The sequence below is a fragment of the Rothia sp. HMSC062H08 genome (assembly GCF_001810775.1).
GTDB lineage: Bacteria > Actinomycetota > Actinomycetes > Actinomycetales > Micrococcaceae > Rothia.
This window is the reverse complement of sequence record NZ_KV802668.1, coordinates 1-16516: the sequence shown is the minus strand read 5'-3', so window position 1 is coordinate 16516 and position 16516 is coordinate 1. Positions and strand designations below refer to the sequence as shown.

Annotated in this window: 13 protein-coding genes and 1 pseudogene; all 14 read right to left on the bottom strand. The window is 57.4% G+C overall.

What is annotated here, in order from left to right; all coding sequences use genetic code 11:
- Window positions 1-131: 131 nt before the first annotated feature.
- Window positions 132-1154 (bottom strand): SMC-Scp complex subunit ScpB, encoded by a 1023-nt coding sequence (scpB, locus tag HMPREF2765_RS05235; protein WP_070592934.1) that lies wholly within the window; start codon window positions 1152-1154, stop codon window positions 132-134.
- Window positions 1129-2136 (bottom strand): segregation and condensation protein A, encoded by a 1008-nt coding sequence (locus HMPREF2765_RS05230; protein WP_070592936.1) that lies wholly within the window; start codon window positions 2134-2136, stop codon window positions 1129-1131. Before HMPREF2765_RS05230 ends, scpB begins: the two co-directional genes overlap by 26 nt.
- A gap of 192 nt (window positions 2137-2328) precedes the next feature.
- The gene (locus HMPREF2765_RS05225) at window positions 2329-3189 is read right to left on the bottom strand and encodes a ParA family protein (protein ID WP_005506637.1); all 861 of its coding nucleotides are present in this window, start codon (window positions 3187-3189) and stop codon (window positions 2329-2331) included.
- A gap of 94 nt (window positions 3190-3283) precedes the next feature.
- Complete coding sequence (locus tag HMPREF2765_RS05220; protein WP_070600475.1) at window positions 3284-4600, bottom strand: tyrosine recombinase; 1317 nt, start codon at window positions 4598-4600, stop codon at window positions 3284-3286.
- A 93-nt stretch (window positions 4601-4693) separates the two neighbouring features.
- Entirely contained in the window at window positions 4694-5368 is a 675-nt protein-coding gene (locus HMPREF2765_RS05215) for an NUDIX domain-containing protein (protein WP_049358681.1), read from the bottom strand.
- A gap of 161 nt (window positions 5369-5529) precedes the next feature.
- The gene (locus tag HMPREF2765_RS05210; protein ID WP_070604554.1) at window positions 5530-7224 is read right to left on the bottom strand and encodes a CTP synthase; all 1695 of its coding nucleotides are present in this window, start codon (window positions 7222-7224) and stop codon (window positions 5530-5532) included.
- Window positions 7225-7564: 340 nt separating this feature from the next.
- Window positions 7565-9283, bottom strand: a complete 1719-nt coding sequence (gene recN, locus HMPREF2765_RS05205) for a DNA repair protein RecN (protein WP_070604552.1) — start codon at window positions 9281-9283, stop codon at window positions 7565-7567.
- 19 nt (window positions 9284-9302) lie between these two features.
- Window positions 9303-10340 (bottom strand): NAD kinase, encoded by a 1038-nt coding sequence (locus HMPREF2765_RS05200; protein ID WP_141749092.1) that lies wholly within the window; start codon window positions 10338-10340, stop codon window positions 9303-9305.
- 313 nt (window positions 10341-10653) lie between these two features.
- On the bottom strand, window positions 10654-12312 hold the full coding sequence (gene merA / locus HMPREF2765_RS09090) for a mercury(II) reductase (protein ID WP_080974505.1): 1659 nt from the start codon (window positions 12310-12312) through the stop codon (window positions 10654-10656).
- Window positions 12313-12346: 34 nt separating this feature from the next.
- Window positions 12347-12667 (bottom strand): annotated as a pseudogene (gene merR, locus HMPREF2765_RS09085) (Hg(II)-responsive transcriptional regulator); the annotation flags it as partial.
- 217 nt (window positions 12668-12884) lie between these two features.
- Window positions 12885-13613 (bottom strand): TlyA family RNA methyltransferase, encoded by a 729-nt coding sequence (locus HMPREF2765_RS05195; RefSeq protein WP_049340817.1) that lies wholly within the window; start codon window positions 13611-13613, stop codon window positions 12885-12887.
- Between the two features lie 97 nt (window positions 13614-13710).
- Entirely contained in the window at window positions 13711-13878 is a 168-nt protein-coding gene (locus HMPREF2765_RS05190) for a GTPase (protein WP_070604549.1), read from the bottom strand.
- The gene (locus HMPREF2765_RS05185; RefSeq protein WP_049340819.1) at window positions 13871-14908 is read right to left on the bottom strand and encodes an HAD-IIA family hydrolase; all 1038 of its coding nucleotides are present in this window, start codon (window positions 14906-14908) and stop codon (window positions 13871-13873) included. The genes HMPREF2765_RS05190 and HMPREF2765_RS05185 overlap by 8 nt, the downstream gene beginning before the upstream one ends.
- Before the next feature lie 188 nt (window positions 14909-15096).
- Complete coding sequence (locus HMPREF2765_RS05180; protein ID WP_049345317.1) at window positions 15097-16218, bottom strand: tetratricopeptide repeat protein; 1122 nt, start codon at window positions 16216-16218, stop codon at window positions 15097-15099.
- Window positions 16219-16516: the final 298 nt, after the last annotated feature.

Here is a 16516-nt window from a genome sequence, read left to right as displayed (position 1 = left end):
TCTTTGTGCCCGGCACCGAATATGCGGTGTTTATGTCAGCGCCAAGGGCGCTTATCCGGGTAGTTCTGCCGCAGGTTTTCAGCAGAACCGTTGGACGTTTCGTTATTGCCGAAACGGCTGTAGCTGGCGGGCTAGTCGTTACCTTCGGCGAGGACCGCCGCCTCCGTGTCGTCGGGCAGGAAGGGCGCAAGCGCCGGCAGCTCCTCCAGGGAGTTCAACCCGAGCTTCACCAGTAGCAGCTCCGTGGTTTCGTAGAGGGTCGCGCCGCTTCCGGATTCACGACCAGCCTCACGAATCAGCTGCCGTTGCAGTAGCTGACGGATTGCCGCGTCCGCGTTTACGCCTCGAATGGAGGCTACCCTCGCCCTGGTCACCGGCTGCTGGTAGGCAATCACGGCGAGCGTCTCGTAGGCGGGCTTGCTCAGCGTCGCGCTCTTGGAGCGGGTCACGAAGCGTGCCACCCAGGGGGCGAAGTCGTCGCGGGCGTAGAGCTTCCAGCCTCCTGCGATGTTCCGCAGCTGGAATCCGCGCGGTTCGGGCGCCACCCGGTTTTCGTCTTCTCCGTAGCCGCTTTCTTCGCCGTTGTACTCGCGGTACAACTGGTCGAGCGCGTGCTCAACAGCGCGTTCGCTGACGATGAGAGCGGCGGAGAGTTCACGCACGCTCACGGGCGCTTCGGCAACGGCGAGGATTGCCTCGATGGCGCTTTTGACGCCACCGGGGATTGCCTCGACCTTGGAAAATTCGGCTTCGGCATCGACCGCCACACTGGGTGCGGTGGAGGGGCCTCCCGCCGGAATCTTTGCCGATTTCGCTACCGATTTCGCTTCCGGTTTCTTCGACTCGCGGGGCGCAGTTTCCTGCGATTCCTCAGGGATTTCGGAATTATCGGAGTCCTCTACCGTTTCAGCGTCCTCAGCTTTTTCGGCAACCTCAGTGCCCAGAGGGGCTGCTGCTACCTCGTAATCAGCAGGCTCAGCGTCCGCCTCAGCAGGCTTTGAGCTCTCAGTCTCTACCGTCTCTGCTACCTCTACCGGCGCCGAGTCAGCCTGTTCCGAATCCTCATCCGCGTTCGGATCCCAGTAGCCCATGTTCACGATGGCAAGGTCATCAGGGGTGAATTCACGGTCAAAGCGTGAGCCGTGAATACTCATAATCCTCCTCTACCGGTTCCGTGTTAGCTTCAGATTCGTTCACTTCGGGTGATTCAGACGCTTCACCGATTTCATGCGCATCCTGAGTGTCTGTTGCTTCGCGAATCACGAACTGTGCAGCGCTCGCGCTCGCACGTACCCGAATGGCTCCGAGCGGTGTGTCCTGTTCCACGTGCAGGGCGCCTTCTTTGTAGAGCTCGAGCAGGGCGAGAAAACGAACCACCGCGATTTCTAGTTCGCCGGATCCTTGAACCAGTTCGGCGAAGCTCAGCTCCCGCGCCGCGGTATCGAGCAGGCTGTGCAGAATGTAGTGTTCTTCAGCCGCGATGGTGGTTAGCGGAACGTGCAGGTGCTCGTTGAGTTCTTCAACGATTTCTTCGGGTTCCGGTTCGGGCTCTTTGGGGGTTCGACTCAGCGCTGTTGCGGCGATGCGGGCGAACTCTTCGGCGCCTCCGGTGAAAACCAGCTCGGGTAGCGCCTGGGCGAATCGTTCTTCGAGGGCTACCGCACGGGGAAAACGCTGTGATTCTTGCGCCCAGCGTTCAGCAAAAATATCGGCGACTTCGCGGTAGGCACGGTATTGCAACAGACGGGCGAAGAGCAGATCGCGCGCCTCCAGCAGTGCAACGTCCTCTTCGAGGGGTTCACGATGCTGCGGGAGCAGGCGTGCGGTTTTGAGTTCCAGCAGGGTTGCGGCGGTGACCAGAAATTCACTGGCTTCGTCGAGTGCGCGTTCGGTGCCTTCAGCGTAGAGGGCGTGCAGGTATGCGAGGAACTCGTCGGTAACCTCTGCGAGCGCCACCTCGGTAATGTCGAGTTTGCGGCGCGAAATCAGGGTCAGTAGAAGGTCAAAGGGACCCTCAAAATTACTGAGGGTGAGGGTGAAACCCGGGTTCTGCAGGCCGCGGCCCTCAGTCCGGGCGTTTGCGGCGGTGTCTGCGTTCGGTGTCGGTACCCTCACGGCAGCGACGTTCGTGGTCATAAACGACCTATTCTCCTTAGGTTTATTCTCCCCGGCTGTGTTGGTACCGTCTCAGATGCGGCTTTTACTTCGCCTACTTTTCGGCGTAAGCAGTGTGCGGGGGTCTTTAGAATCCACACAATTATACGCCCTCTGCCGGTGTGACTCAAGGGTGAGAGTCACCTCAGCAGAGGGCGTATAGGTGTGGGGGCTTTAGCGTGCGCCGCCCTTGTAGATCAGTTCGCGTGCCACCTGGCGGTATGCTTCCGCACCGGGGTGGCTGGAGGCGTAGCTGAGAATCGGCTCAGCGGACACCGATGCGTCCGGGAACTTTACGGTGCGCTTGATGACAGTGTCGAAAACCTTGTCGCCGAATGCGTCCACGATGCGTGCCAGAACTTCCTTGGAGTGGATGGTACGCGCATCGAACATGGTGGCAAGTACGCCGGAGATTTCGAGGTCGGGGTTCAGTCGATCCTGAACCTTCTCGATGGAGTCGACCAGCAGTGCGACGGCGCGTAGTGCGAAGAACTCACAAATCAGCGGAATAATGACGCCTTCGGAGGCGGTCAGTGCGTTGACGGTCAGCAGGCCCAGGGAGGGCTGGCAGTCGATGAGGATGACGTCGTATTCGTCACGGACCTTGCGCAGTGCCGAGGCGAGAACCTGCTCGCGAGCCACTTCGTTGACCAGCTGAACTTCAGCTGCGGAGAGGTCAATGTTGGCGGGCAGCAGGTCAATGTTCTCCACGCCGGTGGGCAGGATGACGTCCTTGATGTCGACCTTGCGGTCCATCATGACGTTGTAGACGGTCAGGTCCAGTTCGTGCGGGTTCGCACCGAAACCTGCGGAGAGAGCACCCTGCGGGTCGAAGTCGACCAGCAGCACCTTACGGCCGCATTCTGCCAGTGCCGCGCCCAGGTTAATGGTGGAGGTGGTCTTACCCACGCCGCCCTTCTGATTCACCATAGAGATAATGCGGGCGGGACCGTGGCTGCTCAGCGGAGCCGGGTCGGGGTATACGCGCAGGGGTCGACCGGTGGGGCCGAGTTCTTGAGCCTGAGCTTCAGTCAATGGTTCACCTTCATCAATGAATTCGAAGTTTTAAAGTTTAAGCGTTGTCTATAAGGTTACCTCAAGAGCGGCTGTTCCGCGGATTGACGGGGTTTTATCCCCTCTCGTGAGCACGCGGATGCGCCATGCGGTACACCTCCATGAGCCCCTCGGGCGTGACCTTCGTGTACACCTGCGTGGTCGCGATGGAGGCGTGCCCGAGCAGTTCCTGCACCACACGAATATCGGCTCCGCCCTGCAACAGGTGCGTTGCGAAACTGTGGCGCATGGAGTGCGGCGAGAAGTCGGAGCTGAGCCCGGCGGCTTCGGCGGCTTCTTTGAGGATGAGCCAGGCGCCTTGGCGTCCGAGTCTGCCGCCTCGTCCGTTGACGAAGAGCGCGGCGGTGCCTTTACCGTGAGCTACGAGGGAGGGGCGGGCACGCACCAGGTAGTCTTGGATTGCTTTTTGGGCGTAGCTACCAATGGGTACGAGTCGCTCTTTGTTTCCCTTACCGAAGAGTCGAACGTAGCCGGGCAGAGTGACCTGGTTGCCGTCTTCGTCGGTGAGGGTTCCCTCGAAGTGCACGTCGTCGATATCGACATTAAGCATTTCGCTCACACGCGCGCCGGTGGCGTAGAGGAATTCGAGGATGGCTCGATTGCGTAGCCCAGTGGCGGTTTCGCGGTCAGGTACGGCGAGTAGCCGCTGGATGTCTTCTACGCTGACTGCTTTGGGTAGGCGCTTAACGTTCTTGGGCGGGGTGACCGGTGCCGCCGGGTCGGTGGGCACGATGAGCGCGGAGACCCAGAAGGCGTGTGCTCCGCGGACTGCCGCCATGGTGCGGGCGATGGAGTTCGACCCCAAGGGCAGGGGCAGGCTCGGCGAACCTTCAACGGTTGGCGTTTCTTTTTCTGGTGCCCCGGCTTTCTCCGGCTGCCCGACACGACCTTTCTCAGCACGCCCGTTTCCTGTCCCTCGCCCCGATTCGGAGGCGATCATCAGCGCCAGCGATTCTGCGGCTTCTTCCTGCGCTTCCCGAGCTTCCCGGGCGTTCTGGTTGTCCTTCTCCCCCGCTTCGAATCCGGCAACGAATCCAGCAAGGGGCACGGTGGGGGCGGCGAGTTCCCGCATGAAGGAACGCACCTGCGCGGTGGTGATGCGTTCGGGGTCGATGACGCCGAGGGTCGCCATGTAGGCGCTGTATCGTCGCAAGTCGCGCGCGTAGGAGGCGATGGTGTGCTCGCTGCTTCCTCGTTCCACGCGCAGGTGGATGAGGTACTGCTCGATTGCTCTCTGGAGCGGGGTCTGCGCCTCCTGGTGGGAAGCACCCAGGGCAGAAGAACCCAGCACGGAAGAACCGGCAGAAGAGGTCACGCCGAGCAGACCCGCGCCGCGGAATGTCTTGCTCACCGTGCTTTTTGCCTGCTTCACGCTATCTCCTCTGTCGGTTCTGTTGATGTTTGGGCCTCTTGATATTTGGGCTTGCCGTAGGCGAGGCTACTCCCCCGCCCCCCTGTTCCGTTCTTAGTGGTTGCGGAAGTTCTCCGGCTTTTCGCGGCGCTGTCCCATGTAGGGGTGGAACTCCCAGCCACCCTCGGCGGGGCGCAGGCCTTCAAAGTTGTTCTGCGCAGCCGCGTAGGTGGCGAGTACCGCCTGGATAGCGAGCGCGTTATGAACCTTTCCGCCCAGCACCAGCTGTACTGCCTCGGTGAGGGGCACCCAGCGGTAGGTCATTTCTGCTTCTTCATCGGTGCGTTCGCTACGTTCTTCGGCGGGCAGTTCCGAGAGGTTACGCGCCAGGTAGACGCGGCCTGCTTCGCTGGTTGCGCCGGGGCTGCTGAAGTAGTCGGTCAGTGCGTTCCAGGTTTCTGCCTGCAGGTCTGCCTCTTCGGCGAGTTCGCGCTGCGCGGCGACCAGAGGGTCTTCACCATCGATGTCGAGCAGTCCAGCGGGTACTTCCCAAAGGTTCATGCGCACCGGGTGGCGGTACTGGTTTAGCATCAGCAGTTCGTTGTTGTCGTTGAGGACCGCCACGGCGACGGCGCCGGGCATTTCCACGACGTCGCGGGTCAGCACGGTGTTTTCGTTAAGCTCGTACTCTTCAACGGTCGTTTCGATCACGTAGCCGCTGTACTTCACAGTGCGGGTGCGGATGGTGCGTTCGGAGGGTACATCAATAATCTGCTGGTTGTTGCTCATTCTTTCATTGTAGGCGGCTTCTTAGCCCCGCTACGTTTGGCGCGTCAGGTGCGGGCACGGTTTAAAGCACGTTCGGGTTTAAACGAAAGCATCCCGCTGACCCCTGTGCGGGGTGAGCGGGATGCTGAACGTTTGTACCTAGATGTTAGGTACCACGGATGTTAGGCGCCGCGACGCTCCAGAGCAGCCTTAATCAGACCGGAGAAGAGCGGGTGCGGGCGGGTCGGACGCGAGCGGTACTCGGGGTGTGCCTGAGTTGCCACGTAGTAGGGGTGTGCCTCTGCGGGCAGTTCCACGTACTCGACCAGCGAGGAGTCCGGGGAGGTACCGGAGATACGCAGGCCTGCTTCTTCAAGCTGCTCGCGGTACTCGTTGTTCACCTCGTAGCGGTGGCGGTGACGCTCTGCAACCTCGGTTGCACCGTACGCCTTAGCAACCTGAGAGCCGGGAACGAGGTTTGCCTTGTACAGGCCCAGGCGCATGGTGCCGCCCAGGTCGCCTGCACCTTCGACGAACTGCTTCTGCTCTTCGATGGTTGCGATGACCGGTACGGAGGTTTCCGGATCGAACTCGGTGGAGGATGCTTCGGTCAGACCCAGTACGTTGCGTGCGTACTCGATGACCATGGACTGCAGGCCGAGGCAGATGCCCAGGGTCGGGAGCTTGTGCTCGCGTGCGTACTTGAGGGCGCCGATCTTGCCATCCAGGCCGCGGATGCCGAAGCCGCCGGGCACGAGGATTGCGTCCATGTTGCGCAGCTGGTGGTCTGCATCTTCGTCGGTTGCGCACAGGTCGGCTGCAACCCACTTGATGTTGACCTTCACGTTGTTTGCGAAGCCGCCGGCGCGCAGAGCCTCGGAGACGGACAGGTATGCGTCGGGCAGGTCGATGTACTTACCGACCAGACCAACGTTGACCTCTGCTGCGGGGCGGTGCACTGCGTCGAGCAGGCGGTCCCACTGGGTGAAGTCCGGTGCGGGAGCCTCAATGCCGAAGTAGTCGAGGATGTAGTCGTCGAGCTTCTGGCTGTGCAGGGTCTTGGGAATGTCGTAGATGCTGGGTGCGTCGGCGCAGGAGATGACTGCGTCGGTGTCCACGTCGCATGCGTTACCGATCTTGGAGCGGTGCGATGCGGGGACCTCACGCTCACAGCGCAGGATCAGGCCGTCAGGCTGGATGCCCAGGCCGCGCAGTGCTGCGACGGAGTGCTGGGTCGGCTTGGTCTTGAGCTCGCCGGAGGGGCCGATGAAGGGCACCAGGGAAACGTGCAGGAAGAAGACGTTTTTGCGACCAACATCGCGGCGTACCTGGCGTGCTGCTTCCATGAAGGGCAGGGACTCGATATCGCCGACGGTACCACCGATTTCGGTGATGATGATGTCGGGTGCGTTGTCAATTTCCGCTGCGTGACGCATGCGGGCCTTGATTTCGTCGGTAATGTGAGGGATGACCTGGACGGTGTCGCCGAGGTATTCGCCGCGGCGTTCCTTTGCGATGACGGAGGAGTAGACCTGGCCGGTGGTCACGTTAGCGGACTGGTCGAGGTTCTCGTCCAGGAAGCGCTCGTAGTGTCCGATGTCGAGGTCGGTTTCAGCACCGTCGTCGGTGACAAAGACTTCACCGTGCTGGAAGGGGTTCATCGTACCGGGGTCGACGTTCAGGTAGGGGTCGAACTTCTGCATGGTCACAGAGAGGCCACGTGCGCGAAGAAGCTGACCGAGGGAAGAGGCCGACAGGCCCTTACCGAGAGAAGATGCAACGCCGCCGGTCACGAAAATCTGGCGGGTTACCTTGTCGTTAGAGGACGCGTTCAGAGCGTTATTTTTTTCATTCACCACGGAATTCAAGCCTACCATTTTCTTGTCTGCTATCCAAGCAGAGGGTTTTGCCGCGAGAGGATTCTCTCAGGCGGCTTTCCCTCCCCTATTTGTCCTTATCACCACTGTAAACGGAGCCGGGGATTTATTATTCCCGCCGCGCCGTGTAGAAGCAGGTGTAGGAGCATTCACAGAGTATCTCACATCCTCTGGGCTCCATGCGCCGCTGCTGGTCACCGGCACGGGCTACACCGACAACTTTCCGAGGCATGCTCTCGCACTTCAGCCCCTTTGATGGTCTTTGGTGCGAAAGATGCCGCCTTTCGGCGCTTTTGCCAGCACTTTCCTCATGCTTTTCCCTGCCGGTTTGCCGTCAGTTTCAGCGCCCCTGGGGCACTTCTCGACCGGCGGCCAGCAGCTCTCGGGCGTGCTCTCGCGCTGATTCTGATTGATCGTGTCCGGAGAGCATTCGCGCAAGTTCCACCACGCGTTCCTCTTCGGAAAGTACCTTGACCTTTGAGAGGGACGCGTCATCGTTTTTCAGCACGAGGATGTGCTGGTCCGCGAAAGCTGCAACCTGCGGCAGGTGGGTGACCACTAGAACCTGCACGTGTCGGGCGAGCATGGCGAGGCGGCGACCGATTTCGATAGCGGCCTTACCGCCCACGCCGGAGTCCACCTCGTCGAAGATGAAGGTGGGCACGGGGTCCACTTCGGCAAGCACTACCTCCAGGGCGAGCATCACGCGGGAGAGCTCGCCGCCGGAGGCGCCCTTACCGAGCGGGCGCGGCACGGCGGTTCGGTGGGGCGCCAGCATGAAGGTCACGGTGTCTCGGCCGTGTACCGAGAACTTTTCGGCTTCGGCAACTTCCACGACCAGGGAGGCGTTCGGCATGGCAAGAGCAGTGAGCTCCTCACTGACGGCGTCCGCCAGTTTCTGCGCGGCGGCACGGCGCAGGGCGGTCAGCTCTTCTGCTTGGGCACCAAGCACCTTGCGTAGCTGTACCAGCTCGGTTTCCAGGGTTTCCTGTCGCTGCGGGTCATCCACCAGGGTCTCGAGGCGTGCACGGGATTCTTCGGCCCATTCGAGGACCTCGGCAATATCGGCACCGTACTTGCGGGTGAGGGTCGCCAGCTGGGCGCGGCGAGTCTGCACCTGCGCCAGACGTTCGGGGCCTTCAACATCCAGGGAGGCCATGTAGGAGGACAGCTCCGAGGAGATATCGGTGGCAAGAATCAACAGTTCGTTGACGCGCACCGCGAGGGAGGCAAGCTCTTCGTCAGCGCCTGCCTGTGCCTGTAGCGCGGAGCGGCTTGCATCGAGCAGGCTCATGACGCTCTGCTCGTCGCCGGTGGAGTATTCGCTACCGCTGAGCGCCGCGGAGGCGGTTGCCGACGCAATGCGTAGCGCTTCAACGTTCATGAGCTTCACCATTTCGGCTTTGAGCTCTTCTTCTTCACCCGCCTGCGGGTTGACGGCGCTGATTTCTTCGAGGGCACCCTGCAGGGTCTGCGCTTCGAGGGCTCGTGCGCGCGAGTTTTCGCGTACTTCCTTCAGCTCTGCGGCGGCGGCGCGGTATCGCTCGTAGTTTTCACGGTACTTCTCCAGCAGGTTGGAGAGCTCTTCGCCGGCGTACAGGTCGAGGGACTGGCGCTGCTCTGCCGCTGATTTGAGGCGCAGCTGATCGGACTGGCCGTGGACTGCAACAAGAGTCTGACCAATCTGAGACAGGGTTCCGATGGGTGCGGAGCAACCGCCGACGTGGGCGCGGGAGCGTCCCGAGGCGTTGACGGTGCGTGCCAGAAGCAGCTCGGAGGTCTGTTCGTCAATGTCTTCGGCGGTGCCTCCGGCTTCTTCGGCAAGCTCGAGGGCGCGGTGCCCGTGGGGCAGGCGAATGACTGCTTCGGCGAGGGCGCTCTTGGCGCCGTTGCGCACGCTGGATGCGTCGGATCGGGCGCCCAGGAGCATGCCGAGGGCAGTGACGACCATGGTTTTACCTGCGCCGGTTTCGCCGGTCAGCACGGAGAATCCGGGTTCGAGGGGGAGCCTCGCATCGGTGATGATGCCGAGGTCTCGAATATGGATTTCCTCAATCACGAACGTTCATTCCTTTTCTTTAGTGCTTCTCGGTATCCTGCGGGCCGCGCCAGCCACGGATCGGAAGCTCAAATTTACGCACCAGTCGCTCAGAGAAGGGAGCCGGATGGATACGGGCGAGCAGCACCGACTTCTCGGAGCGTCGCACCTCAATACGGGAGCCGGGGTCCAGCTCCACGGTTCGGCGGCCATCGCACCAGAGCACGCCGGAGGCGCCGTTTCCGGGCATCATTTCTACCGCCAGGGTGGAGGTCGGCGCCGCCACCAGCGGGCGCGCGAAGAGCGCGTGAGCCGAGAGCGGCACCATGAGAATTGCTTCAACTTCGGGCCAGACGACCGGGCCGCCACCGGAGAAAGCGTAGGCAGTCGAACCGGTGGGGGTTCCCATGACCACGCCATCGCAGCCGAAGCTGCTGAGCGGGCGGCAGTCCACCTCGATAATGACTTCAATCATTTTTTCGCGGTTGCCCTTTTCGACGCTGGCTTCGTTCAGCGCCCAGTCGCTGTGCACGCGTTTGCCGTCATTCCAGACTTCCACGTCGATTGCCATGCGTTCTTCAACGGTGTATTCGTTGTTGACGATGCAGCGAACGGTTTCGGTCAGGTTGCTCTCTTCGGATTCGGCGAGGAAGCCGACGTGCCCTAGGTTCACACCGATGAGCGGAACACTGGTTCGGCGCACCATTTCTGCGGCGCGAAGAATCGAACCGTCACCACCGAGCACCACGCCGAGTTCAATATCGATGAGCGCCACGGATTCGTGGACGACCTGCACGGGGACGGGCTCGTCCCAGTTTTCACTCAGGGTCTCCAGATCGGAGCGAGTCATGACGGGCGCGAGTCCCGCTTCGTAGAGCTGGGTGCATGCCTGTCGGGCGGCATCTCGTGCTTCTTTGCGCCCCACGTGGGCGAAGACGAGAATCTTACGGTGACGTTGTTCCACCGAGTCTTCGGAACCATGACGTTCGAAACTGTGGTGTTCGGAACCATGACGCGCACCCGCGGAAGCTTCCTGCGCGGTTGCTTCCTGCGGTGCGTGGCTTTCGTGTTCTGCCATAACGACTCTCTCCCATCGAGGTGTTGAGATCGGGGTGTTGAGATGGTGTATCTACACCTATCATACCGAATATGTTCTCGAAGATTTTCTAAAGAACTATATTTTTAGAAGATTATTTCGAATAATGTACAGCTGGGGTATCTCTAAAATACCTGTAAAAATACCTGTGAATAGCGCGGCAGCCTGAGAAAGCCCCACCCTCAACGCGTCCTGCGTTACCGAGCGGTTTTCTCAGACTGCCAATACCACTATTTATTTTCGGCACTATATTTACTTTCGACACCGTTGAATAGGGAGTTGTAAAAAAGTTCCCTTAGCCTGCACAGCAAGATAATTTCGAAACATCTTTGTCAAAAGTTAGGGCAGCCAGCTTCAATCCTTCTGCCATTGTTAGATATGGAGCCATCGTTTCTCTCAGATCTCCAACAGTTAAACCGAATTTCACAGCTAATGTTGCTGCATAAATTACGTCTCCTGCGTTTTCTGCCACTACATGCGCCCCTAACACTTTCAATGTTTTCGCGTCTGCCACTAATTTGAAAACACCTGTTGTTTCCCGATTAACGAGCGCTCTTGGAACAGCATCCAACGGCAATACCGATGTTTTCACTTCATATCCTTTTTCTTTTGCCTGTTGCTCCGTTAAACCAACCGTTGCAATCGATGGAGAAGTAAACGTAACGCCTGGAACCACTTCTAAATTGACCTTTTGATTTAGTCCTCCGATTGCATTACGAGCAGCAAGTCCACCTTCATAAGCAGCTACATAAACAAATTGGGGACCGAGAGTGACATCTCCAGCTGAATAAATTCGGGAATTGGTCGTTTTAAGATAATCATCAATGACAATTTCACCACGGGAACCAACTTCAACGCCTGCTGCATGTAAGTTTAATGATTCTGTATTTGGTTTTCTTCCAGTGGCAATTAGCAATTGTTCTGCTTCAATAATTCGCTTTTTACCATTTATCTCAACATGAACTTTTTTAATGTCTCCATCTTGCTCAACTCGTTCATAGGTTGCACCTGTTACTAAATTAATTCCCTGTTCTGTTAAGGCCTTAGTAATGGCTTCTGAAATTTCAGGATCGTATTCTTTTAATAGACGCTCGCTTCTTTGAATCAAAGTGACTTCTGACCCGAGGTTATGAAATAGTTGTCCTAATTCCATGCCGATATATCCTGAACCAATTACGGTAAGACGATTTGGAACCTTCTTTAATTCCAATAAGCTAGTGCTTGTTAAATAATCTACTTCATCTAATCCGGGAATATTAGGTGCAGTTGAAGAAGCACCTGTAGCTATTAAAAATCTTTTGGCTGTGATTTGATTGCCATTTACTTCAACTGTATTTTCATTTACGAATTTTGCTTCACCTTTTATTAATTCAAAACCATAATCATCAATTAAATTCACATATTTTTCATTTCGCATCTCGGTTACTAAATCATTCTTTTGTTTTACTAATGGCGCTAAATCAACATTTGAAGCCGAAGTGTGTAATCCTACAAATGGATTATTTTTTGCTAGATGATTGATTTCCCCTGCTCTTAATAAGGTCTTAGAAGGAACGCATCCGACATTAACGCAAGTTCCACCCACCGTTCCACGCTCAATCATAGCCACTTTTGCGTTCAAAGTAACGGCTTCAATGGCAGATGAAAAGGCAGCTCCACCAGAACCGATGATGATGTAATCATAATCATAGTTACCTTCATCATTTAAACTTACATCTGTCCTTTTTTCCGATTGCACTTGTATTTCTTCTGCTTCGCCCGGGTGATAATTTGCGTCAGCAATCGCCTTTATTGCACTTTCAACCTCAATATCATCGGACAGTTCAAATACTGCTTCACCACGACGATAACTAGACTCAATATTTTTAGCACCTATCTTTTCAAGTGCTGATTCTACGTGTTTTTCACAACCCGTACAAGTCATTCCTGAAATGTTTACCTTAAATTTATTCATAAAAAGCTCCTTTCGTTTGTTAATGTTTCTATTATAACATAGTTTCAATTCGTTTCAAATCCTCTATTTGTTTTCGCACTTCCTTTTGTTTTTTAGAAACAAATTCGAATATATCTTGACAACGAACTTCATCTTTATCTACAACACCAAGTAATTTATAAATCTCGCTTAAAGAGAAACCAAGTTCCTGTATTCGTTTAATAAACCCAACACGCTTAACGTCATCATATGAATATATCCGATAACCAGCTTCCGTTCGGTGAGGTTCTTGTAATAAATTTTTTCGCTCGTAATATCTGATCGTTTCTTTATTAACTCCACATTTATCTGCAAACTCACTAATGCGATAAATCATCTTATTTCACCCCCTGAATATTATAAACCATGTACCATAGTACACGGTCAAGTAAATTGGACTATTTTATTTTTTTCCCAAAGTATCACTCGTATGTGATTGATACTTTTATATAATACTATTGATTATCCTAACATCCCACCAGAAAATCCGATTTAAACACCAGTTGTTTTTAAACTATTAAGAAAGTAATTCCACTATATATTCCGAAGACCCTTTATTTTTTGCACCATAGGAAGTACTCTACGTTGCCGTCCTGTCCGGGGAGCGGGCTGGGTTCCATACCCATCACACGCAATCCGTGGCTGACCGCAGATGCCTGAACTTTTTCTACTGCTTCACGGCGGGCGGATTCTTCGTGCACCACTCCCCCACGTCCGATGCGGTGCTTGCCGACCTCGAACTGCGGCTTGACCATGAGCACCAGGTCGCCGCCGGTTTCGGTGGCGTTCGCTAGCGCCTCCATAACCAGGGTCAGTGAGATGAACGAGAGGTCAGAAACCGTCAGTTCGACCTGCCCACCAATGTCTTCGGGCTTCATGTAGCGAACGTTGAGTCCTTCGTACACGCCGACTCGCGGTTCTTCGCGTAGCGTGTCCACGAGCTGCCCGTGTCCGACGTCAACTGCGGCTACGTGGGCGGCTCCTCGACGAAGCAACACGTCGGTAAAGCCTCCGGTGGATGCTCCCGCATCCAGGCAACGCTTGCCTTCTACCTCGATTTCGGGGAACGCGTCGAGGGCACCGGCGAGCTTGTGCCCTGCGCGGCTGACGTATTCGGTCAGCTCGCTCTGGCGCACGTAGAGGGTATCCTCCGGGCCCACGAGCATGGACGCTTTGCGCGCCACCTTGCCGTTGACCTGCACGTCCCCGGCGGCAATGAGCTTTGCGGCGAGGGTTCGGGAGCTCACGAATCCGGCTTCGACCAGGTATTTATCGAGGCGCACGGTGTCCTTGTCTTCTTTCTGTCATCGTCTGGTGACGGGGTTATCTAGTAACGGTGAACCCTCAGAACATTATAGTCTGAGGGTTCACCGTCGCGAACTAGGAGAGGTTTTCGAGGTCCTTCTCCAGCTGCTCACTCATCGTTTCGAGGCGCTTGACGCGCTCTACGGGGTCCATGTCGAGGGTCGCCGCGAGTTGGCGCTCGAATTCTGCATCAAGCTCAGCGGTTTCCTCTGCCGTGCTATTAGTCTCCGGTTCTTTAGGCACCGGGGATCCCCTGGATGTTGGGGCGTGCGCCCTGTTCGGGGTTTGCCGCCCACCATGCCGCGCAGGCTACACGCCATGCTTCGGCTTCGCTCTCGCTGCCCGCGAATGCTTCGGTGTCTTCAATCTCGGGGCCGGTCAGGCTCAGGTTTTCACCGCGAACTCGGGCCTGCCAGGTGGGGCCGGTTGCGGTGACTTCATAGCCTTCGTAGAGCACCTCAATTTCGGGGTAGGGTGCGAAGAAGTCCTCGAGGGTGCGCAGAATATAGGTCGGACGCTGGTTCGGCACGGCCTCGATGACGTCCTGGTAGGTCTGTACGCCGGTTAGGACGAGGGCGCCGTCCATCTTTGCGTTGTTGGCGCCGAGAATGTCGGTGTCCAGGCGGTCACCCACAATGACGGGGCGGCTGGAGTTTACTGCCTGCGCTGCGGTGTGGAAGATGGGCGCTTCGGGCTTGCCCGCGACGAGCGGGGTGCGGCGGGTTGCGCTTGCTACGGCTGCTACGAGGGTTCCGTTGCCGGGTGCCTGGCCTCGTTCCTTGGGGATGCTCTGGTCGGTGTTGGTTGCAATCCAGAGGATGTCGGGGTTTGCGAGGGTGTAGGCGGCTTCCGCGAGGTCTTCCCAGCCGATCTTGGGGTCGAAACCCTGGATGACGGCTACGGGGCCTTCTTCTTCCTTGCGTACGGTTTCGAGGCCTGCGTCGCGCACACAGTCGGCGAGTGCTTCGGTGCCGGTGATGAGTACTTTGGAGCCTGCGGGTACGTGCTGTGCGAGCAGTGCGGCGCCTGCCTGTGCGGAGCTGACGACTCGTTCTGCTCGGGTGTGCACGCCCAGTTCACGCAGGTGCTCTGCTACGGATTCTACGGAGCGCGATGCGTTGTTGGTGACGAAGATGACCGGTACATTGAGTTCTTCTTCGGCGCGGTTGAGCGCTTCGGGTGCACCTTCGATGGCGAAGGGACCCGCGTAGACTACACCGTCCAGATCGGAGAGGAGGGCATCGTAGCGGGATAGGAGTGCGTTCGTGGTCATAGAGTGTTCCTCTCGGGGTCTCTGGCGGTTGTCGCTATTAATCGTACCTGTTAGACACTCTAGCGTTGTCGCCTTCGGGCGATTATATGGAAAACCGCTGGACGCTCTCCCCTGCTTGGGTGTGGCGTCCAGCGGTTTCACGCTGACACTTAGGTCACGTATTTAGAATTCTTAGATTCTCTGCAGTCTTATTCTGCGGAGGTTTCTTCTGCTTCTTCAGTCTTGGGAGCTTCGGTCTTCTCGTCCTCAGCTACTTCTTCTGCAGTTTCGATTGCTTCCTCTTCTGCGGAAGCTTCAGCGGTCTCTTCAGCTTCTTCTGCGGTCTCAGTGAGTTCTACGGACTTCTCTTCCTGCTCGAAGAGGCCAGCTTCACCGAACATGTCGAAGATTTCGGGTTCTGCGAAATTGCCCTGGCCCAGTGCTGCTTCTGCCATGAAGGCGAGGCGTGCCCAGCGTTCTGCTTCCTGGTTACGGCCTGCGTTAGCCAGCGCGTCGGAGTATGCGCTGAACAGGCGGGGGCTGTACTCGAAGGCACGCTTGGGGTTCAGCTGAGGAATCTGCAGCGCTACGACGGCCTCGGACTTCTTGCCCTGATCGCTGAGGATACCGGATTCAACGATGGCGAGCTCTACGCGCACGTTAGCGGGCAGTTCTTCCTTCTTGAATTCTGCAATCATTTCCATTGCCTTGGGCAGGCGGCCGAGCGCGCGTTCGCAGTCCACCAGCAGTGCCAGGTGGTCTACGGAGCCGCTAATACGGCGGTGGGTGCGCAGTTCGCGCAGTGCCAGTTCGAAGTCTTCTGCAACGTATGCGGCGACGCCAACGGCTTCGCGTACTGCGGCAATACGGCCTGCACTGCGGGATGCGGCAACGGCGTGTTCCAGCGCAAATTCGGGGTCGATGTCGAGGTAGCGACCAGCCATGGCGAGGTGCTTTGCGACGGTTTCTGCGTTGCGAGGTTCCAGGGCGCGCAACTGACGGAAGGTTGCGCCGTCCAGCTCGCGACCGGTGATGTCGTCATCAATTTCCGGTGCCTTGGGCTTTGCGGGGCGGTAGCCTGCACGGCCACCGATGCTGCGTACTTCTTCGCGAGGTACTTCAGCCTCGGGACCGTTGGAGCGAGGTGCCTTGGATCGGGAGTCGGAGCGACGGCCGTCGAACTTCTTGCCTCCGCGGTCGTTACGCTTGAAACCGCCCTTGCCGCCAAAGTTCTTGCCGCCCTTCTTGGAGCGGAAGTCCTTTCCTCCGCTGTTCTTGCGGTGCTGGCGGGGGCCGGAGCCGTTAGACTCGTGACGGGGGGTCTCAGACATGAATCTCCTTGGGAGGTATCCGCCAGTGTGGGCGGGTAGGGTATGCAGTCGATTCGGGCGAACCGCTGCCTGAGGCATCAACTCTATGAGGGGTGCTTTAGATACACCCGCTAATGCCTAAACATAAGCCATACCATTCTAGTATAGAGAGCACCTTCCGCGCACCCGTACTGATGGGATGTTAAAGACAAATGGGGAGGCCTAACGACCTCCCCAAACAAAAATAGCCCCGGCGAAGCCGGGGCTATTGAATAATAAAGCGGCAATAACCTACTCTCCCACACCCACAAAAGTGCAG